The 20453-nt window shown below is 66.9% G+C and carries 20 protein-coding genes; 5 read left to right on the top strand and 15 right to left on the bottom strand.

What is annotated here, in order from left to right; translation table 11 throughout:
• Positions 1–703: 703 nt before the first annotated feature.
• The 8 genes from AB0J58_RS07250 to AB0J58_RS07215 form a co-directional block, all read right to left on the bottom strand.
• Positions 704–1159: a hypothetical protein gene (locus tag AB0J58_RS07250; RefSeq protein WP_364211467.1), complete on the bottom strand. Its 456-nt coding sequence runs from the start codon at positions 1157–1159 to the stop codon at positions 704–706.
• A 143-nt stretch (positions 1160–1302) separates the two neighbouring features.
• Positions 1303–1998 carry a hypothetical protein gene (locus AB0J58_RS07245; RefSeq protein ID WP_364211465.1) on the bottom strand — a complete coding sequence of 232 codons (696 nt, stop codon included), beginning with the start codon at positions 1996–1998 and terminating at the stop codon, positions 1303–1305.
• Positions 1999–2451: 453 nt separating this feature from the next.
• A complete protein-coding gene (locus AB0J58_RS07240; RefSeq protein ID WP_364211462.1) occupies positions 2452–2862 on the bottom strand; it encodes a hypothetical protein in 411 nt (136 codons plus the stop codon).
• Positions 2863–3292: 430 nt separating this feature from the next.
• Positions 3293–4174 carry a hypothetical protein gene (locus AB0J58_RS07235; RefSeq protein WP_364211459.1) on the bottom strand — a complete coding sequence of 294 codons (882 nt, stop codon included), beginning with the start codon at positions 4172–4174 and terminating at the stop codon, positions 3293–3295.
• Between the two features lie 261 nt (positions 4175–4435).
• Complete coding sequence (locus AB0J58_RS07230; RefSeq protein WP_364211456.1) at positions 4436–4870, bottom strand: acyl-CoA thioesterase; 435 nt, start codon at positions 4868–4870, stop codon at positions 4436–4438.
• Entirely contained in the window at positions 4867–5169 is a 303-nt protein-coding gene (locus AB0J58_RS07225; protein ID WP_364211454.1) for a hypothetical protein, read from the bottom strand. The genes AB0J58_RS07230 and AB0J58_RS07225 overlap by 4 nt, the downstream gene beginning before the upstream one ends.
• A gap of 72 nt (positions 5170–5241) precedes the next feature.
• A complete protein-coding gene (locus AB0J58_RS07220; protein ID WP_364211451.1) occupies positions 5242–6126 on the bottom strand; it encodes a TIGR03619 family F420-dependent LLM class oxidoreductase in 885 nt (294 codons plus the stop codon).
• A 431-nt stretch (positions 6127–6557) separates the two neighbouring features.
• Entirely contained in the window at positions 6558–7490 is a 933-nt protein-coding gene (locus AB0J58_RS07215) for a hypothetical protein (RefSeq protein ID WP_364211448.1), read from the bottom strand.
• Between the two features lie 1191 nt (positions 7491–8681).
• Between AB0J58_RS07215 and AB0J58_RS07210 the strand changes: the two genes are divergently transcribed.
• Positions 8682–10352: a TROVE domain-containing protein gene (locus AB0J58_RS07210; protein ID WP_364211445.1), complete on the top strand. Its 1671-nt coding sequence runs from the start codon at positions 8682–8684 to the stop codon at positions 10350–10352.
• Between the two features lie 157 nt (positions 10353–10509).
• Here the strand turns inward: AB0J58_RS07210 and AB0J58_RS07205 are convergent, their stop codons facing one another.
• Together AB0J58_RS07205 and AB0J58_RS07200 are read right to left on the bottom strand one after the other, a co-directional pair.
• Positions 10510–11130, bottom strand: a complete 621-nt coding sequence (locus tag AB0J58_RS07205) for a hypothetical protein (protein ID WP_364211442.1) — start codon at positions 11128–11130, stop codon at positions 10510–10512.
• Positions 11131–11334: 204 nt separating this feature from the next.
• Complete coding sequence (locus AB0J58_RS07200; protein WP_364211439.1) at positions 11335–12090, bottom strand: TetR/AcrR family transcriptional regulator; 756 nt, start codon at positions 12088–12090, stop codon at positions 11335–11337.
• A 124-nt stretch (positions 12091–12214) separates the two neighbouring features.
• Here AB0J58_RS07200 and AB0J58_RS07195 point away from each other — a divergent pair, with 124 nt between their 5' ends.
• The 4 genes from AB0J58_RS07195 to AB0J58_RS07180 all read left to right on the top strand — a co-directional run bounded on the left by AB0J58_RS07195 (position 12215) and on the right by AB0J58_RS07180 (position 16226).
• Positions 12215–13147: an ATP-binding cassette domain-containing protein gene (locus AB0J58_RS07195; protein WP_364211436.1), complete on the top strand. Its 933-nt coding sequence runs from the start codon at positions 12215–12217 to the stop codon at positions 13145–13147.
• Between the two features lie 24 nt (positions 13148–13171).
• Positions 13172–13957: an ABC transporter permease gene (locus AB0J58_RS07190; protein WP_364211433.1), complete on the top strand. Its 786-nt coding sequence runs from the start codon at positions 13172–13174 to the stop codon at positions 13955–13957.
• Between the two features lie 347 nt (positions 13958–14304).
• Positions 14305–15171: a hypothetical protein gene (locus AB0J58_RS07185; protein ID WP_364211430.1), complete on the top strand. Its 867-nt coding sequence runs from the start codon at positions 14305–14307 to the stop codon at positions 15169–15171.
• Between the two features lie 245 nt (positions 15172–15416).
• Positions 15417–16226 carry an IclR family transcriptional regulator C-terminal domain-containing protein gene (locus AB0J58_RS07180; protein WP_364211427.1) on the top strand — a complete coding sequence of 270 codons (810 nt, stop codon included), beginning with the start codon at positions 15417–15419 and terminating at the stop codon, positions 16224–16226.
• A gap of 10 nt (positions 16227–16236) precedes the next feature.
• Here the strand turns inward: AB0J58_RS07180 and AB0J58_RS07175 are convergent, their stop codons facing one another.
• The 5 genes from AB0J58_RS07175 to AB0J58_RS07155 are packed head-to-tail and all read right to left on the bottom strand — an operon-like array spanning position 16237 to position 20404.
• Positions 16237–17190 carry a zinc-binding alcohol dehydrogenase family protein gene (locus AB0J58_RS07175; protein WP_364211424.1) on the bottom strand — a complete coding sequence of 318 codons (954 nt, stop codon included), beginning with the start codon at positions 17188–17190 and terminating at the stop codon, positions 16237–16239.
• A 4-nt stretch (positions 17191–17194) separates the two neighbouring features.
• A complete protein-coding gene (locus AB0J58_RS07170) occupies positions 17195–17557 on the bottom strand; it encodes a hypothetical protein (RefSeq protein ID WP_364211421.1) in 363 nt (120 codons plus the stop codon).
• Positions 17554–18417, bottom strand: coding sequence for an extradiol ring-cleavage dioxygenase (locus AB0J58_RS07165; protein ID WP_364211418.1), 864 nt, complete (start codon positions 18415–18417; stop codon positions 17554–17556). The genes AB0J58_RS07170 and AB0J58_RS07165 overlap by 4 nt, the downstream gene beginning before the upstream one ends.
• A 12-nt stretch (positions 18418–18429) precedes the next feature.
• Positions 18430–19251 carry a citryl-CoA lyase gene (locus AB0J58_RS07160; protein WP_364211415.1) on the bottom strand — a complete coding sequence of 274 codons (822 nt, stop codon included), beginning with the start codon at positions 19249–19251 and terminating at the stop codon, positions 18430–18432.
• Positions 19244–20404, bottom strand: a complete 1161-nt coding sequence (locus AB0J58_RS07155; protein WP_364211412.1) for a CoA transferase — start codon at positions 20402–20404, stop codon at positions 19244–19246. The genes AB0J58_RS07160 and AB0J58_RS07155 overlap by 8 nt, the downstream gene beginning before the upstream one ends.
• Between the last annotated feature and the right edge of the window lie 49 nt (positions 20405–20453).

Below are 20453 nucleotides of genomic sequence, written 5' to 3'. Positions count from 1 at the left end.
TGCTCAGCCCCAACGAGTACGAGCGGCGTCACCAGCCGCCGGACCCTGGAGCCTGATGACACACCGCCGGTGTCCGGGCTATGGGGGGAAGCTCACAACGGCTGAGGACAGCGTCCCGCCTAGCGGAAAGCCCCTGGACAGGTACGCCGTCTCAGAGGCTTTTCAGTGTCTTGATCTGATGCGTTGGCCGTCGATGCTGCCGACGCTACAGCGCGTTACCGCCTTGTCCGGTACCGGTGCAGCACCGTCGTCGATCACGGTAGTGACCAGTACCCCTACAACGATCAACATGTCGAACCGGCCCCGCGGACTGACCCGACGTAGGCATCCTGGCTCTACCGGAAGGCGCGGAACCGACGAAGTGAACCCCGTCCCGGTTGCGTTCACGGAAGTGGTGTACAGCAACACCGTCTTACGCGATCACACGTCACCGATCCGCATCCACCGCCTGAGCAGGGTGAGACGCCGCTGACGAGGCATCCGCCCTTCCCTGCTGCACGGGTGGTTCCAGGACGCGGACGACATGGGGACGTACCTTCGTGCTCGTCAATCGGAGCCTTCCTGATCATGGCGTCACGACCGATCGTATGTGTGGCCGTACGACCTCGGAAGCGTTCGGGCGAGCGGTGTTCGGCGAAGCCGCTTGCATGATCACACACCGTCGGCAACCGCTGACCACGGCAAGAGTGCGTAGATCAGACGGTCAGGTGTCGTACGAGCCGTCCCAGGGTTCGTAGAAGCCGATGGTGTTCGGGTAGAGCTCGGCGTGTTCGGTGCCTTCGAAGGTCTCGATGACGAGGCCGAACAGCACTCCGTCGGCTTCGTGGCGGAAGGGACGGATGGCGATGTCGCCGAAGCGGAGGCCGGGGAGCGTGCTGAGCCACCCGTTCAACCGGTCGCGTGCGGTGGTGACGGCGACCCAGTGATCATCGTCGGTCCCGGTGTGCTCGATGCGGGAGTCGAGGTGGTGGCCGGCGGCGTCGAAGGTGTGCAGGACGGCGTGCCAGCGTTTGTGCGCCTGCCAGTCGTCGGTGTGCGTGTAGCCCTCGGGGAAGGCGGCGACGACGGAGCCGAGGAACTGCCCGCCCTCCCAGTGGCCGATGGTGTCGGTGTGGTAATCGGGTTCGTAGCCGATGGGGATGATCCCGGGGACTGCCATGTGCAGGAGAGTAACGATCGGGTCCGACAGAGCCTTCGCGCTACGCGTGACCTTGCTGACGGAAGTATCGCCGCCGGCTTGTCGCCTTCCATCGGATGTGATGGTGACGTCGGGTACTGGAACCCTCCGAGTGCCTCCGTTGATCAAGACTTGCGATCTTGGTCTGGGAGGTAGGGGCTGAAATGGTCGGCGACGATCCCCGCGATCGCAGCGGCGTCGCGGGAACCGTCGACTTCGATCACGCGGATGCCGAGCTGGTGGGCGGTGCGGACGGCGTCCTCCGCGACGAGACGATCCCGGGTGAGGCGGTTGGCCTGTGCGCGGGCCGGATCGCTGACGCGGTGCCCGAGCGAGGCGGCGCGCGGTAGTTCTTGGAGCTGGTGTTGGCGGAACTCCGGCGTGGGCACCATGACGACCATCCGGCGCGGTGAGTCGATGACGGGTGCGACGAGTTCGGGGCGGAGTCCCCAGCCTTCGGCGATGATCGGGTGGCCTGAGACGAGCGCGCGCAGGTCGTCCAGGGCCCACTCGAACCGGTCCGGGAAACCGGCCAGGGTCGCGGTGGCCATCTCTTCCGGGGTGGTGTGGACCCACATCTTGTCCGGGTCGGGCTCGGTGGCGGGCTCGCCGAGGTCGACGCGACGGGCGATCCGGCGATCGTTGTGACCGCGGGCGTCGTGGTAGTCGTAGTGATAGACGGTGACGCGGTACTGGACGGCCAAGAGCCGGGCCACGGTCGACTTTCCGGCCCATTGGCCACCGCCAATCCACAATGCGCGGTGCAACGTGCCGAAGGGATCCCAGACTTCGCTGTCCGCAAGGGAGTCATGGCTGGTCATCTGGCATCCTCCTGTTCTGCCCCTCTGACCAGCGCGGGTCGACGGTGCCGCCGTCGACGAGGGGCCCACCCGGCTGCGCAGCCACCTGGGCCCGGGCCGGGGCGCTGTTCTCGGTGGGTTGCGGTCTCGGCGGCCGCCGTGCTGGTAACGCGTTCCGGAACGGGCTGATCGTTTTGAGGTGTGTCGACTCCGGGTCCACCGTACCCACGGCTGAGAAAACGTCGCGCCCGACGGGCAGGAGCGACGAACCGGGGCGGGATGGGCAGGGGCCGTACAGTCCGGACGTCATTGAGACGCGGATGTGAGAACAGGTCGTGGTCCTGCGGTGGGATAGGAGCCGCCGGAGCTTGCGAACAAGCCGTTATCACCATCCTTGAAAGGAGGTGATATCCGACGACTCCTTGGTCTAACAATCTATCGGTAGGGCACGAACAGGTCGTTGTTCACTGGTTTTCAGGGAACCACGTAAGGGCTGTAGTAGTACCCGCCGTTGGTGATGTCCTGCATTCGCACCCGGCACGACCCCTGGTTGCCGACCGCGAAGACGAAGCTTCTTACCTGACCCGGCGAGATGGAGAAGGCGCCGTTGTCGTCTTTCGTGAAACCATTTATGCACATCAGGCGGAATCGTGCAGTGATTGTGGAGCCCGCATTCTTGTAATAGGCTACGTTGTAACCGCCCGGACTGCCGGTAATGCCGCGCGCACACAGTTCGTTGTCCCCGATGGGGACACATTTTACCGGGCCGAAAGCGGCTGCCGTGCTGCTGGTGCCGGCCTGGGCCGCGGATGCGGAAAAGGTGGTCAGCGGCACAGCGGCGCACACTGCCGCGAGCGCGATAGCGCTGATTCGACGGGTGATCACTCGCTGATCCTTTCTAAGCTGAACTGTTGTCTGTGGAACCTAGGCAACGATCACTGTTTGGTTGTGATTCTGACAACCTTTAAGGTTCCAGGGTGCCGCTGAGGCGTCGACGAGGTGGTGAGGGAACGCGCGGTCGAGCGGCTGGGGCGGCTTGACGACCTCGCCGCCGCCGAGCGTCGCCGAACCATGGGCAAGCCCACATCGGCCTTGGCCGTCGGCGGGCATCACCGGTGACGTTGGTGCAAGCGGACGGGACCGGCCAAGGCCGTCGACGCCTACGCGTTATCGGAGATCGAAAACATCCGTGAGCCCGACACCGAAGGGGGACGGCCGGCCTCCGTACGGTCTGGATCGACCGAGGGACGTGGCTGGATCACCAGCATGTCGCACAGCAGGTCCGGCGGGCCGTTCTCGTGATCGTCGGAGCGCCTTAGGTGTTCCCGGCGTCCGGCGGAATGGGGGTGTTCTGCATGCGGGCGTACTCCAACAGGTCGGCTTCGTCGATGACCTCGTGGGCGGGCGGGGCGGTGATGACGAGATGGCATCCCCAGTCGGTGTAGCGCGTGTCGCTCCGCTTGACCAGCGGCTCTTTCCCGCCTCCCGCGGTGTCGGTGGTGATCAGGCGCTTGGGCAGACCATCACGGTCGGCCCAGAGTTGCCAGGAGACCTTCCCCTTGCTCTTCTCGTTGATGGGCCGCCCTGAGGTCCAGGCGACGAGGGTGCTCTTGGAAACCCTGCTCAGCTCCTTGTAGCTCATGGTGCCCCGGTAGAGGAAACCGCCGGAGACGGGCTTGCTCGCTGAGCGCTTCAGTACGGCCTTCATCATGGACGAGTCGTACATGTTGATCGGCTGCAGGCTGGCGTGCCGGGCCATGTCCCGGTTCATGCGTCCCCTGTGCTTGTTCGGGAGCCGGACCCACTTCTTGCCGTCCGGAACCGGTCCGGGATACCAGTTGGCACTGTCGTACACGTCTTTACCGACGCGGATCACCCGGTAGGGGGCCGACTTCTTGGACGGGAGCCCCTTGCCTTTCGGTGAGGAAAGGTCCCACCAGGTGAAGTCCGCAGCCACTGGACCCGATGGGGCGAACTGGAGACGACCGCTGATCCGGGTCCCATTCCCGGAGACCTTCGACTTCTTGCCGAAGAAGTAGCGGGTGGTCTCGGAAATCCGAACGCCATGCTCATTTCGGAACTGCTGCTTGAGGGCGCGCACCGGATCAGGAGCGCCTGCCTGCGCGGAGGCGGGACTCATGACGGCCGACACGGACGCGATCAGTACGGCGACTGCTGGGGCAGCCCATCGTCTCATGAGGCATCCGTCCTTGTTTTTAGGCTTTTGAAGCATTCAGCGGAAAAGTGAAGCTCAGCTCAGATGGTAACGGGTGCATTCCAGTAAGTGGCGGCGTCGAGCACACCTGCTATGAAGCGGAAGCGGTTCCTGAAACCCCGGCACCGCGCTTGATCTCCCTGTTGGAAGCGCTGACAGGGCGGATGTCACAGAAAACGATCAAGGGCTTGTGTGCGGCTGTGGACACCGGCGGACGATCTGAACAGAACGCCGCAGGTTCTTCTACCTGTTGGGCTTGAGGCCCAGAAGTTCCGGCCGGTCCGCTCGGATTCGCCATTCGTGCTCGGGGTCGGCGACCAGGCGGCGTGTCTTGATGTCGAGCAGTCCACTCACGTGGCTGACCTGGGCGGCCACGGTGCCGTCCGAATGCCGCAACTGATGGTGCACACGGTAGGTCTTGCCGCTACCCCATTCCCAGGCGCAGGAGACGTCGACCTGGTCACCGCCACGCAGTTCGCGGTGATACTTGATGACGGTCTCCAGATTGACGGGACCGACACCGCTGCCGAGAAGGTTCTCAATGGAGACTCCCGCGGCCTGGACGCAGGCGAAGCGCGCATGATCGGCATACTGGATGTAGAAGCCTCCATTGAGATGGAGTTGCGGGTCGATCTCGTAGCTGCGGACCTCCAGACGGACGCTGAATGGCTCGGTCAATTGGAGTCACCCCGTTCTGCCGGCCAGCTCAGCGAACGATCAGTCAGGTAGCGGCGGCCGTCGTCGCGGATTTCCAGCCAGTCGCCACGGACCCAACCGCCCGCTGCCTGGGGCGAGAAGCCGTGCTTGCGGAACAAGGCACTCGCCTCGGCTCTTGTCAGGCCCCGCTGTCCCCATTCGGAGATGAGTGCGCGATACCGGGTCTCCGTCGGGGTTTCGGCTTCGTCGGCGGAGACGGCGTCGGCCAGTGCCGCGAATCCAGCACTGATCTGGCGTAGCGCCGCGGCTACTTGACGCATCTGTGACGAGGGTGGCGGTTCCACGGCTATAGCTTATCAATTGATATCGATTGCTAAGCAATGACTATGCTCTCACCGGCCCAGAGGTGGATGGGGGAGGTGTTCGAGGAGGGCGAACCGCTGGGCGAACGCGGACATCTCCTCGCGTTGCTGGTCTGATTCGGTGGCGGTGGCACTCACGACGATGCGGGTCACGCCTTGAGCGGCGAATTCCTCCACCTGATCGATGGTCATGTCGATCGGCCCCGATCGCGTGTACTCCAGCGTTTCCGGGTTGCGGCCGGCCTCGACGGCGGTCGACCGGGCGAGGTCCATCTGGAGGGCTCGTTCATTCGAATCGAGCGCGCCGCCAGGGAAATAGCCGTCGCCGCGTCGTCCGGCGCGGCGTGCGGCCGCCCGGCTCGATCCGCCGATGTGGATCGGCAGGTGGGTGACCCCGTAGGGCTTTGGGAACTGGCACAGGTCATCGAAGGTGAAGAACTCCCCGGCGAAGCTGACACCGTCTTCGCCGCCGGCCCAGAGCAGCCGCATCACGTCGATCGCCTCGTCGGCACGACGCCCACGGGTGCTGAAGTCGACCCCCACCGCCTGAGCCTCACCGGGCAGGGCGCCGAGCCCCGCGGTCAGCAGCCGCATCCGCCCCTTGGACAGCACATCGATGGTCGCCAGACGCTTGGCGAGGACCACCGGATGATGGTAGGGCAGCAGCAGCACACCCGTTCCGAGCAGGATCCGTCGCGTAGCCGCGGCGACGAAGCTCAGGCAATCGAGCGGATCGAAGTACGGCAGCGACGGCGGGAGCTCAAAGCGCCCGACCATCGCACCGGGGTACAGCGCGATGTGCTCGGGAACATACAGTGTCTCGAAGCCGCAGTCCTCGGCATGCTGGGCGTAGGCCACGATCTTGTCGGGGTCGATGCCGTGATAGGGCGTGCTGTAGCTGACTGCGAACTTCATCGTCGCTCCTTCGGTTAGTCAGCCGGTGCGATGGATGGGCAGTCGCCGGTACTGCGGTGGCACCGTGGCCCCGCCATGCGTCGACAACCTTCCCCACCCGCTTGTCGCAGCCACGCTAGAACCTTGTCATCAGCGTCAAGGCAACTTGTGCCGGGTACGACTGCGGGAGGCGGACGATCTGGCCGTACCGCGAAAGCTGGGGTCGATCCACCTGTGAACAAGTGCTCCACCACCGGTCACCCGAACCGGCAGAAAGGCGGAGAGTAACCTGGTCGGGAAGGTGAGGGACCGTGATGACCGAAGACCATCGGGACGCCGTTCTTCCTGCCAGGGCACGAGTCTGCCAATTTGGACTCCGCCGTTGACTCGTAATGAAGTGCTCTGGGGGTAGATGTCGCTCCGGGTCGCATGGGATCCGTGTCGTTGTGTTCCTACCGGGTCGGTGTGAAGGACGAGATGACCAGCCAGACGGTGGTGGCCGCGATTACGGTTGCGATGACGAGATGCTTCGCCTGTTCGGGAATCGTGTTCTTCGATCGTTCGCGGATCATGTGTCGCGCCAGGCAGGCGGTTTCGGCCCAGGAGATCCGCTGCCGGGGGCTCCAGGCGGTCGATGCGACGAGGACGGCCGCGAGAAGCAGCGGCCACCGTACCGAATCGATGAGAGATGTCTGGAAGTCGTCGTCGTACCAGCGGACGTACGACACGACGTCGAGGAGCGGGAAGAGGAGGAGAACCGCCGCGGCCGTGGTGCCGGCCGGCCGTTCCCAGCGGGTGGAAGCCGCTGCCGCCAACGCGACGAGAACGACCGGCAGGCCGATCACGCCGGCATCGCAAGACCACTGTGCGAGGTCGCCCCAGAACGACTCCGGAGCCTCGATGCGGGTGTAGAGGACCACGAGGAACCTGTCGAACGTGACCGTGAAGCGGTGGAATGCCGCCGTCCACGCCGCGGCGCCGACGGCGGTCGCCCACAGGATGATCCCTTGCCATCTCCGGGGCAGTGGTGACCGGGCCGTCAGGAGCAGCGCCCCTGCGGCCACCGGATAGCAGGCGATCAAGGGCCAGGGTGGCACGGCCATCCGTTCCTGTCCGGTGCACGGGTCGGGACCCGGCAGGAGAAACGCGATGAAGAGTCCGAACGCGAGCACGGCGCCGACTGCGGCGACCGCCGTGAGTGTGGCCCGACGTGACCCGCGCAGGAGGAGGCCCGCCACGACGGCCGGCAGCAGGAGAACTGCCCAGAACAGCAGCTCTCCCGGCACGTTCTCCAGCGCGTAAGGACCCTCCGGCAGGTCGGAGCCCGTCGCGGAACAGAACCAGCCGACGCTCTGCCTGCCGACTTCGAAACTCGTCAGGATCACCGGCCCTGACACCGCCAGAACCGCACCACAGCGCAGCACCGCTGCCCTCGGGGATCGCACTTCTGATCCGGGTTCCTGTGTCACGGCACTCTCTTCCGGAAACGATCAACTCGGAGGGTAGCGGATGACCGCTGACTGAGCGGGAGGTTGGCTTTCTTCGGCTATCCCGCACTTCTGAGGTTCCCCTTGTGGTCAGGCTCCCGGGATCGGTGCCGAACGCCCGTGCCACCGCGTCGAAGTCCGGCAGATTTGACCACGTCAGGCAGGTGGGGTCCTCGGCGAACCAGGCTGAGATGAGCGCACCGTAATGTCAAAGGTGGGCGTTATGCAGTGGGAACGGATGGACCGTCGAGAAGCTGCACCGCGAAAGCTTGAACTCCCTGGGACATCGTTTGACGGGCTGAGTATCACGCGATGGCATCCACGACGTTCCTGGAGAGATGTCCCCTCGCCGCCTCATGAGCGTCAGGTCATCGCTAGGGGTGATTGCGTGACATTTCACGTGGTGCTGGAAATACAGGTGTGATGGACCGCCCTGCCCGGTAGCATCGCATGCAGTTCATCGGGCCTGGAGTTGGTGCGGGTAGAAGGACATCGGTTATCTCTTGCAAAGACTCTCCGATCTCTGTCCTGTATCCGCGCCTTTTCCTGACCCAGTGGTCTGGTCAGGTCTGGTGTTGGCACGGGTCGAAGCCTGTCGGTTATCCACTGTTAATGGGGCGGTTGCGGGTTCGAGTCCCGCCGCAGGTTTCGGCCTGTGTAGCTCAATCGGCAGAGCACCAAAAATACCGGTGAGCGTCCCCATATCCGTGCCTTCACCTGATCTGATCGTTCGTCAGTCCTGTCGGCGGTGCGGGTCGAATCTCGATCGGTTATCGCCTTCCAAGCGGGTGACACAGGTTCGAATCCTGTCGGGCCGACCACGTCGGCCTGTCGTCTAGCGGCCCAAGACACCTAAACGCCGGTCGGAATCCCCATATCCGCACCACCGGCAGGACTGACGAGCAGGGGAGCGGGTCGAAGAACGTCGGTTATCGGAACAATTTGTCGCGGGTTCGAATCCCGTCGCCGAGGTCTGGCTGCGGTGTAGCTCAGCCTGGTAGAGCGATTGTCAAACCCGGCGCTCATCACCACATCCGCTCCCCTTTCGCATATCCGCCCACGGGCGGGTCGAACAAGAGGGAGAGCAGCATGGCACGTGATCCGCTCGCGGGGATCTCCACGATCGCAACCCCGCAGACGCAGCGCATCCCCGGCCGCACCGACCAGGTCCTCAACAACGCCGGCGGCTACGTGTTCGCCAAGGACACCTGGAACCGGCTGGAGGACTTCCTGATCCTCGGCACCACGGGCGGCACGTACTACGTGGGCGAGGACAAGCTGACCGCGGACAACGCCGACGTCCTGTTCACCGCGATCAGCGAGGACGGGCCCCGCGTCGTCGACCTCATCGTGGCCATCTCCACCGCCCGGCCGCCCCGGGCGCCGAAGCCCCGCCCGGCCATCTTCGCTCTCGCCGCCGCGTTCGCCCGCGGCGACCTCGACACCCGCCAGGCCGTCAAGGCCGCGTTGCCGTTGGTGGTGCGGACCACGGATCATCTGGCGATGTTCGTCGGCTACCTGAAGAACCTCGGCGGCAAGGCGTCCCGTAACGGGTCCGGCCTGGTCGTGGGCCGCGCCCTGCGGACGGCGCTCGCGTCGTGGTTCCTGCGGGACGAGCCTGACAACGTGGCGTTCCGGGCGTGCAAGGCGATGCAGCGCAAGACGCCGCAGGGTGAGGCGCTCGCACTGCGGGACGTGCTGCGTATCGCCCATCCCAAGGCCGACACAGCACAGCACAAGGCGCTGTTCGGGTGGATCGCCGGCAACGTCACCGACGATCAGGCGCGCGAGGTACTGCCCGCGGTGGACCGGTTCGTCGCCGCGAAGGCCGTCACGTCCGTGGACGAGGCGATTCGCCTGGTAGGCGAGCTACGAGTGCCATGGGAGTTCCTTCCGGACGCGATGCTGCGCGAGTCCGCGGTGTGGGAGACGCTGGTCGACACAGTCGGCATGACCGCGCTGATTCGCAACCTCGCCCGCATGACGCGGCTTGGCGCGCTCAAGCCGATGGGTGACGCCACCGGCCGAGCGGTCGCGCGCCTCACGAACAGGGAGGCGATCGTTAGGGCGCGGATCCACCCGATGGACGCCTGGCTGGCCATGCGCGTCTACGCGTCCGGCACCGCCCAGCCGAACCCGCGCGCCGAGGTGCAGACGTGGAAGCCCGTCCCGGCGATCCTCGACGCGTTGGAGGAGACCTATGAGTTGGCATTCGGCTCGGTTGAGCCGTCCGGTAAGCGGCTCCTGGTGGCAGTCGACTCCTCGGGGTCGATGAGCGGCGGCTGGGGCGGACGCCTCGCGGTGGGCGGATCTCCGCTCGGCGCCCCCTACGAGGTGGGGTGCGCCATGGCGGTCATGCTGGCCCGTATCGAGAAGGGCAACGTCCACGTCATCGACGTCGACACGTCCGTCCACGCCTCGAAGGTGACGCCCCGCACGAACCTGCGGGAGATCGCCTCCTGGCGGCCCTCGGGTGGTGGTACGAACCTCGCGCTGCCGTTCGACTGGGCACGGCAGGAGCAGCTGAACGTGGACGGCGTCGTGGTCTTCACCGACAGCGAGACGTGGGCGGGTCGCTCTCACGCCTCCCAGTCGCTCACCGCGTACCGCAAGGCCGTCAACCCGCAGGCGTGCGTCGTGGTCGCCGCGATGACCGCCGCCGGCCACACGATCGGCGACCCGAACGACGCGGGTGTACTGAACATAGGAGGCCTGGACGCGTCGCTGCCGATGGTCGTGAACGGTTTTATCCGGGGCTGATCAGAGGGCGCGCGAGGGGTGAAGGCATGTCCCTCGCGCGCTCGTCAGACAAAAAAATCGATTTCCTGCAACGAAGGCCCCTGACCGCAGGTGTGGGGGGAGCCCAAGGGCGGTGGCGCCCGAGTCCGCGTGAACGTGTTCGCACGGACCCCGGCGATCACTTCCTGAGGGTCTTCTTGTACGCGGCGGCGGCTGCCTTGACGGCACTGGTGGCCGTCTGCGGATCGAACATGCTGTAGACCTTGATCTGTAGGTCTTCGCGTTCGGTGAACGGCCACTCCCCGCCGTTGTCGGGATCCCACCTGCGTAAACTCTGATTCTCTTCACATTTCAGGAGAAGCGTTTCACAGCCGCCTGCGACGACTTTCCAGTTGTGGAATCTCGCCCCGCATGCCGGGCGTTCCGTGAACACCCAGTCGATAACGTAGTTCCGAGGCCATTTTTCCGCTTTCCGTAGAGCGGCGAAATCCGTGTTGTGCTCGAAGAGCTGGTACTCCGAGTGGCTGGTGTTGAGTGTGATCTGCCGACCGTAGACGCCGACGTCCTGTTTGAACTGCACGCCGAGGCTGGGCGCCGTGATTATCAGGTCAGGGTAGTCGTTCGCCGAGTAACAGTCGACGACCTTGCCCTCGTCGTCCATGCCGCGCCGACGCGTCAGATGGAAGGTCGCAACGTTCTGCCCAGGCGTGATATTCGCATTATTGGCACGGAATTGCGCCGCGACAGTCGTTCGGGGATCGATGCCGTACTGGTCGACCGGAATGGTTTCTTTAATCATTTACGCTCCCGCGCCGGGGTGGTGTTGTCGCACTCGAACGCTACGTCTCGGTTCGTATCCTGTCGAGGCTGGACTTTTCTCCACCGAGCGGCTAGGCGGGAAGGCGGTCGTCGCATCGGCCTCCTCGGGTTATCTGCTTTTCGAAACCGGACTCGCCGACCCGACGGAAAAGACCGTCGAGAAACAGATCCGAGCGGCTTGGTGCTACCCCTGTCCCGTGGTTCTGCGCTCGATGAAGGCGGCCACGCCGTCCAGGTACAGGCCCAGGCTGAACTCGAACTCCCCTTCGACCTCCTCGTCGTAGGGGACTTCGGTCTCGAAGACGCCGGCGGCGATCACCTTGCTCAGTGCGGGAAACCGCTGCGCGTCCACTACCCGCGCCAGTGCCATGCCGTACTGACGGCCGAAGGCCTGCGGATTCTTCGCGTAACTCCTGGACAGGTCGATGCTCAGCCGGAGCTCGCCGTGCACCAAGGTCAGCAGGCCCATCACGACGCCGACCTTCTCCTCCTCGCTGAGGTCGGTGCCGTCCAACGCGCGCAACGCGCAGTCGAACCAGCGGAGGCTGTTGGGCCCCAGCGGTGGCCCGCTGATCGGGATCTGCGCGGTCCACGGGTGCTGTCGTGTCACCCCCAGCAGGCCCCGTGCCCACAGCGTCAGCCCGGTCCGCCAGTCCACGTCGTCCGGCAGGTCCGGTGGCCCGTCCGGAACCGCGTCCGACATCAGCAGGAGAAGCTCGTCCTTGCTCTTCACGTAGCGGTACAGCGCCATCGTGGCGTTGCCGAGCTGGGCGGCGACTCTGGACATCGACACCGCGGCCAGCCCCTCCGCGTCCGCCACCTCGATCGCGGCCCGGGTGATGTCGGCGACCGTGAGGGACGGTTTGCGCCCACGCCGCACCGTCTCGCGCAACCCCCAGAGCAGGGTCACCTCGGCGGGCAGTTCGATCTCGTCGGTCATCCGGTCCCTCTCCTCGCGAACACGGACACAGTCTAGGAACACCCCTTCCAGGCTCCGATGCGTATGGGTTACGCTTTTAGGCGTATCTCATACGCAATAACATCGTCACCCCCGAGGAGCGAGAGTGATCGTCGAGGCGACCGGCCTGCACAAGGCCTTTGGGCCCGCCAAAGTTCTGGACGGAGTGGACCTGCACGTCGCGGAGGGCACGGTCTTCGCGCTGCTGGGTCCGAACGGCGCGGGGAAGACCACCACCGTCCGCATCCTGACCACGCTGTCGCGGCCCGACCGCGGCAGCGTGCGGGTCGCCGGATACGACGTCGTGCGCGAAGCGACCAAGGTGCGCGGCGTCATCAGCCTGACCGGTCAGTCCGTCGCGCTGGACGACCAGCAGACCGGCTGGGAGAACCTGGTCATGATCGGCCGCCTGATGCACCTGGGCAGACCCGCCGCCAGGCGTCGTGCCACGGACCTCCTGGAGAGGTTCGACCTGGTGGACGCCATGAAAAGGCGGGTGAAGACCTACTCCGGCGGCATGCGCCGACGGCTGGACCTGGCGATGAGCCTGGTCTCGCAGCCGAGGGTGATCTTCCTGGACGAGCCGACCACCGGCCTCGACCCGTCCAGCCGGACGACGATGTGGGACGCCATCAAGGAACTGGTCTCGTCGGGGACGACGATCGTCCTCACCACGCAGTACCTGGAGGAGGCGGACCGGCTGGCCGACCGGATCGTGCTGATCAGCGGTGGCAGGGTCGCCGCGGCCGGCACGGCCGACGCGCTGAAGTCCCAGGTGGGCGGGGAGCGACTCGACCTGCGGTTCGCGGTGGAGGCCGACCTGGCCCGTGCCGCCGCGCTGTTCGACGTGCCGCGCGGCACCGACCCGCTCGTGCTGGGTGTCCCGTCCGACGGCAGCGCCGAGCACCTGTACCGGGTGCTGGACGAGCTGCGGATCGCGGGCGTGCCGGTGGTCAGGGTGTCATCGCACCGGCCGACGCTGGACGACGTCTTCCTGTCCCTGACCACCACCACCGGCCGGACCTCGGTCCAGGTCTGACCGGTTCTCGAAAGGAGCATGACCATGAGCACCATCGCCGTGCACGGCGGCGTCCGCAACGCCGTGAGCGACTCCATGACCATGATCGGCCGCAGCATCCGGCTCAGCCGCCGCAACGCCGACACGCTGGTCATGTCGATCGTCCTGCCGCTGCTGATGATGTCGCTGTTCGTCTACGTCTTCGGCGGGGCCATCGACACCGGCACCCGGTACATCAACTACGTGGTGCCCGGCACCATCCTGCTGTGCGTCGGTTACGGTGCCGCGTCCACCGCGATGTCCGTCGCGGACGACATGACCAGCGGCATGATCGACCGGCTGCGCTCGTTGCCGATCCGCAGCTCCGCCGTCCTCACCGGACACGTCGTCGCCAGCGTCGCCCGGAACCTGCTGTCCACCACCGTCGTCATCGGCGCGGCCGTCGCGATGGGCTTCCGTCCCGACGCGACGGTCACCGACTGGGTGCTGGTGGTCGGCCTGCTCCTGCTCTACGTGCTCGCGCTGTCCTGGCTGGCGGCCGGGCTCGGCGTGATCGCGAAGTCCGTGGAGTCGGCCAGCACGCTGAGCTTCCTCATGCTGTTCCTGCCCTACCTCAGCAGCGCGTTCGTGCCGACGAACACCATGCCGTCGTTCCTGCAGGCGGTGAGCGAGAACCAGCCGATCACCCCGGTGATCGAGACCGTCCGGGGGCTGCTGACCGGGACCCCGATCGGCGGCACCGGCCAGATCGCACTCGCCTGGTGCGTCGGCCTGCTGACCTGCTCGTTCGCCTTCGCCACCTGGCTGTTCCGTCGCCGTGCCCACGGCTGAGAAAGCGCCGCGCGCCGGCCATGCCGAAAGGGCGGCGCGCAGGAGCGGGCGCCCCTGTGAGATTCGGTGAATTGTTTTGATGGTTATCGAGTAGCCCGATTGCCGCTTTTTCTTGTAGGTGGCGGCTGCCCGCGCCACGCGGTTGCGAAAGGTTACCGACGTCCGGCGCCTCAATTGGCAAGATAGTCGCCCGGATGCCGGAATATCTGAAAATTCGGAAAACGAGGCGACTTGATTTCCGCGACGCTCCTTGTGTTCCGGGGAAGGGTTTCTTTGCCGATATTTAGAATTCCGGAGGTCTCGGCAATAGGCTCGGTGCCCGACAAAGACAATTTACAAGGGGTGATATGTCTAGTAAGCAACTTTTCATCAGGGTCGCGATCCTGGGGGTCGCCGTCGCTTCACTGACGCCGCTCACCGCGGCCGACGCCTTCGCCGAATCCGTCGCCACCACTGCCTCGCGCCTCGGCCGCGTCGCCGCGGCGGACGTGACCCGGCAGAGCGTCATCGACCGGGCGAAGACCTGGAATCCAGGCACTCCACAGCGAGTGCCGTACAGCCAGAGCAGGCACCACAACGGCTACCGCACCGACTGCTCCGGCTACGCCTCGATGGCGCTCGGGCTGGGCGCCCCGGGTCCGAATACCGTGGCGCTCGCCTCGCCGCGGGTGAGCAGCCCGATCGCGATGTCCGACCTGCTCACCGGCGACCTCGTCATCGACGCCGTCGGCGACAACAACACCCGGCACGTCGTGATCTTCGAGAAGTGGGCGAACGCCGAGCGCACGTCCTACTGGGCCTACGAACAACGCGGCGGTTACGGAACCGACCACCGCGTCCTCACCTACGGGCTGCGGCCGGGCAGCGAGTTCCGCGCCTACCGGCCGAGGGTGCTCGGTGGTGGCGGCGGCGATCCCGGAAGCGGTGGGAGGTACTGGGTCGACACGTTCGCCGACGCGACCGGCTACCGGGAACCGAACACCAACGATCCGCAGGGCACCCTCAACAAGGGCACCAACTACGTGTACTGCCGGATCTGGGGGGCCGAAGTCCGGAACGGCAACCAGTTCAACCACTGGTGGCTGCGAACCGACCTGGACCGTACGGACTCCGGCAAGAACGGTAGAGGTGCCTACGTCTCCGCGTACCACCTCGCCAGATGGGGCAACGACGAGGCCAAGGACAACGCGGGCCAGGACATCCCGAACTGCTGAGCGCCCCGCAGGTGACCGCGCCGGAGCATGGCCACCTGTCCGCCCAGCGATCGGAGACGGGTCGCCGTACCGACCGTCGGTCGGGGCGGAGCCACGACACGACATGGCGACACCCCCATCGTGCCGCGCCACGTGGACATATAAACTGGGCGGCGAATATGTCACACACTTGAGCAACCTGTCCGGATGCCGGTCCTCCGTAGCGGGGTCCGCCCTGTACCAACCCTGGCGTGAGGAGTCGGTGAATGCCGAGGGAAGGCGTAGGACCGGATTTCATCGAGGCACTGGCCCGGGGGCTGGAGGTCGTCACCGCCTTCCAGCCCCACCGGCCGGTGATGTCGCTGACCCAGGTGGCCACGGCGACCGGTCTGGCCCGGCCGACCACCCGGCGCATCCTGCTCACCCTCCAGGAGCTGGGCTACGTGCGTTCGTGCGAGGGCGGGTTCGCGCTGACCCCGAGGGTGCTGGATCTGGGCGTGGCCTACGTGCGCTCGATGGGGTTGTGGGACGTCGCCCGTCCGCATCTGGAAAGGCTCGTCGCCCGTACCGGCGAGTCGTGTTCGATCGCCCAGCTCGACGGCTCCGACATCGTCTACGTGGCCCGGGTCGCGGTGCCCAAGATCGTGGGCTTGGCCGTGCAGATCGGCACCCGGTTCCCTGCGCAGGCGACCTCGCTGGGCAAGGTCTGTCTGGCCGCGCTGTCTCCCGAGGAGGTGGACCGCGTGCTGGCCGAGCCGTCCCGCTCCGGGATCGAACCGCGGCGGCGGCTCAGCCGCGAGGAACTGGACGCCGAGCTGCGCGAGGTCCGCGCACGCGGCTGGGCGCTCACCGACGAACAGCTCGCACCCGGCATCCGTTCGGTCGCCACGCCGCTGCGTGACGGGTCCGGGCGCGTGATCGCCGGGATCAACGTCAACAGCCACGCCGCGGAGACCTCTCTGCAGCGGCTGCTGGAGGAGCACCTTCCGCCGCTGCTCCAGACCGCCGGTGAGATCAGCGCGGACTTCGCCCGGCTGGAGACGGTGCCTCAGGTGACCCGGACGACCGCGTCCTGACCGGCCGTACTCAGGGGATGAGGACGATCCGGCCGGTCGCGGTGCCCTCGTGCTGGCGCCGCCACGCCTCCCCGGCGGCCGACAGCGGCATGCTCTCGTGGGCGACGGACAGGTTGCCGAGCAGGGACTGTTCGGCGATCAGCGTGAGCGAGGCGGCGCGCCGCTCCGGGCTCAGCTCGTTGTTGGTGTAGCCGAGCAGGCGCAGTGATCTGCCACGGAGGGTGGCCGAGTCGATCGGGCAGGTCTCGCCCGCCGAGCCCCCGAGGTTGACCAGCCTGCCGCCGGAGCGCAGGGTGCGCGCGGCGGCCGCGGCCGGTACGCCGAACAGCGGGTCGAGCACCAGGTCGACCGGCCCGTCGATGACGGCGGCGAAGCGCGCCGCCAGTTCGGCGACGTCCTCGGTGTCGAGCGCGACGACGGCGTCGGCGCCGGCCCGCTCGGCCCGGTCCCGGGCGGCGGCGGACCGCGCACCCGCGACGACCCTGCGGGCACCGGCGATGCGGGCGAGCTGGACGGCCGCCTGACCGACCACGCCACCGGCGCCGAGCACCAGCACCTGTTCCCCGGCGGCCAGTTCACCGCGCCAGGTCAGCGCCAGGTGCGCGGCGACGGCCGACAGCCCCAGCGCGGCGATCGCCACCGGATCGACTCCGGCGGGAAGCCTGACCACGTCGTCCACCGGCACGCGGGCGACCTCGGCCATGCTCCCGTCCCCCGGTGCCATCCCCGCCGAGGTCGCGAACCACACCGGCCCGCCCTCGGCGGTCCCGACCCCCTGCACACCCGGCACGTACGGGGTCCGCGGCCTCCCGAAGTAGGACGTGCCGCTCGCGCACAGCAGGTCCAGCGGGGTGACGGGGGCGGCCGTGACCTTGATCAGCGTTTCGCCCGGGGCGGCCGCGGGCGCGTCCCGCCTGGCCGGCACCGGTGGGCGGCCGGGTTCGTGGATCTCTGTCGCACGCATGGGCTCAGGTGGCGATGTCGGGATAGGGAAGCGCGAAGTGCGCCAGGCGTTCGGCGTACTCGCGCTGGAAACCGAGCGGCTCTTCGTAGTCGCGTTCGAACATCGCGATGAAGAGGGTGAGGGTCAGGAACGGGTGCGCCCCGAGCTCGAACAGCTTCGGATAGTCGTGCTCGGCGAGCGCGGCGCGTTCGATGTCGTCGAAGCGCAACCAGGTGCTCGACTCGCCGTCGAAGCAGTTGAGGATGCGGTTGGCCTGCTCTCTCTCCCACCACTCCACGGTGTCCGAGGGGTCCTCGCGGTAGCGTTCGACGAGTTCGGGGTCGCGGTCGACGGTGTAGAGGAACTTGTTCAGCAGGTACTTGCTCACTGGCCGGCTCCGTTCGGGTACCAGGTGAAGTAGGCCTCCATGGTGTGGAACAGGTCGTAGGTGTCGACGTAGTCGGCCTTTTTGCCCTCGCCCGCGACGCCCATCATCAGCATGAAGTCCATGAAGCCGTGGGTGGCGTTGCCCGGGGCGTGCAGGCTGTCCAGAGTCACCTCCGACAGGCAGCCCTCAAGGTCGCCGGAGGAGATCCACTCCACGGCGCGCCGGTCGAACTCCGGGTCGGGGCCGTGCGGGCCGAACTGCCGGGGGCCGCCCAGTTCCAGCGACAGGTGCCCGGTGCCGATGACCGCGACCCTCATGTCCTGCGGCCAGGACTCCACCAGCTCCCGGATCGTCTTCCCGAGCTGCACGAAGCGCTTGGGCCGCGGCAGCGGCGGGGCGAAGATGTTGGTGTAGACCGGCACGATCGGCAGGTCGTTCTGCGGGCGCAGCGTGATGATCGGGCAGGTGATCGAGTGGTCGATCCGCAGCTCGTTGGAGAACGCCAGGTCGAATCCCGCGTCGATGCCCTCGCGCAACAGGTAGGCCGACAGGTCCTCCTGACCCTTGAGCAGCATGCGCGGCAGCCCGAACTCGCGTTGCTCGTTGTGGAAGTTGGCGTCGTAGAACGGTGCCTTGCCGATGAGGAACTGCGGCATGTTGTCCAGCCACAGCTGGTGGAAGTGGTCCGAGCCCACCATCACCAGCACGTCGGGACGAGCCCTGGTCAGCGTCTCGCGGAACGCCTCGACCTTGCGTACCCACTCGTCGGCGAACTCCGGACGGTCCGCACCCGTCGCGGTGCTCGCCCGGTAGTAGAACGGGTGGTGCGTGGACGCGACCACCGCGACCAGTTCGGCCATCGGATCTCCTTGTCAGGCGGGGTCAGAGGTGTACGGCACTGGCTCGACGGGCCGGTTGTTGAGGTCCACCGAGAGGAAGATGTCATTGCCGAGCGGATTACGTAGTTCCTCGGCGAGCTGCCCGATCAGCCCGGCGGTCCTGGCGAGCAGGGCGAACCCGCGCAGCAGCTCCAGTGGCAGGCCCAGGTCGGCCAGCGCGGCGCCGCACACCCCGGCCCCGTTCAGCGGCAGCGTCCGGCCCAGCACCTGCGGATGCGTCCGGCCGATCGCGGCGAACAACGACAGGTGCGGCCCGAACAGCCCTTCCTCGCCGGCGATCTCCATCAACCGGGGGGTGCGCGGGTCGCCCTCCTTGTGGATGTGATGGCCCAGCCCGGGAACGAACCTCCTGGCCTCGCGTCGCGCCCGGACGGTCTTCAGGGCGAGGGCGTCCCAGCCGTCGTCGTCCTCCGGCAGGCCGCCGTCCACCGAGGTCAGCACGTCGTGCAGGAAGCGGCCGGTGTCCTCGGTGACCCCCAGGAACCTCGATCCGCCGCCCAGCAGGCCCGCCGCGAGCGCGCCCTGCACCGAGTCGGGCGCCGACAGGTAGGTCAGGCGGGTGACGATCGCGGTCGGGGTGAAGCCGTGATCGGCCAGTGCGGCCAGGACGGCCTCGAACACCCGCACCTCGCCGCGCCCGGGCCGTCGCTGGGTCGCCAGCCAGAACGCCAGCTCGCCGAACCCGACCTCGCCCATGACATCCGCCGCCAGGTCGTGGCCGAGCAGAGTGATCGTCCTGAGGCTGGAGGCGCCGAGCGCGGTCGGGTACTCGGGGCGGTCGATCCGCTCAGCCACGGTCATCCTCCTCCGCGAGCCATTCGCGCAGCTCGACACCGTGCTCGTCCGGTTCCGGCGGCGGCAGCCGGTACCCGGCCGGGGTGCGCGAGAACCTGATCGGATGCCGCGTCGTCGGCACCGCCCGATCGCCCTCACCCACCTCCACGATCGGATCCAGCCCGAAGCGCTCGGCCATCGCGAACCCGCCGTCAACGGTGTTGATCGGACCGCTGGGCACACCGGCCTTCACCAGCAGCTCGAACCATTCGACCGCGCCCCGCTCGGCCAGTCGCCCGGTCAGGATCGGACGCAGCTCGTCACGGCGTTCGGTGCGGTCGGCGTTGTGCGCGAACCGCGGATCGTCGGCCACCTCCGGGATGCCCAGGACCTCGCACAGCCTGCGGAACTGTCCGTCGTTGGCGGCGGCGACGATCAGGTCGTTGTCGGCGGTCGGCAGCGGTTCGTACGGGAACACGCTCGGGTGCGCGTTGCCCATCCGGTAGGGCACCGTCCCGCCGGCCACGTAGGCGGAGCTGTGGTTGACCAGCCCGGTCAGCGCCGACGACAGCAGGTTCACCTCGACGTGCTGTCCCTGGCCGGTCGTGTCCCGATGGAGCAGCGCCGCGAGGATGCCGATCACGACGTGGTTGCCGGCCATCACGTCGAACACCGAGATCCCCGCGCGGTAGGGAGGCCCGTCCGGGTCACCGGTCAGGCTCATCAGGCCGGAGATGGCCTGCACCATCAGGTCGTACCCCGGTACGTCGCGTCCCTGCCCCGACCCGAAGCCGCTGATCGAGCCGTAGACCACGCCCGGGTTGGCCGCGCGGACGCTGTCGTAGTCGAGGCCGTACTTGGCCAGCCCGCCGGGCTTGAAGTTCTCCACCACCACGTCCGCCCTGCGGGCCAGCTCGCGGGCCAGCCCGGCGTCGGTCTCGTCGCGCAGGTCCAGCGTGATCGAACGCTTGCCGCGGTTGACGCCCAGGTAGTAGGTCGACACGTCGCCGCGAACCGGCGGCGTCCACGACCGTGTCTCATCGCCCCCCGGGCCCTCGACCTTCACCACCTGGGCGCCCAGGTCGGCCAGCAACATGGTGGCGTACGGCCCGGCCAGCACTCGGGAGAAGTCCGCGACCAGCACCCCCGACAGCGGCCCGTCGGCGATCTCCACTGATACCCAACTCCTTTGCTGGTCCGTCTAATGGACACATGTCCGTCAT

Origin of the sequence: Streptosporangium sp. NPDC049644, from assembly GCF_040675205.1 — a bacterium.
GTDB classification, from domain to species: Bacteria; Actinomycetota; Actinomycetes; order Streptosporangiales; family Streptosporangiaceae; genus Streptosporangium; species Streptosporangium fukuiense.
The sequence above is the reverse complement of the archived record's forward strand: the minus strand, read 5'-3'. Positions and strand labels throughout refer to the sequence as shown.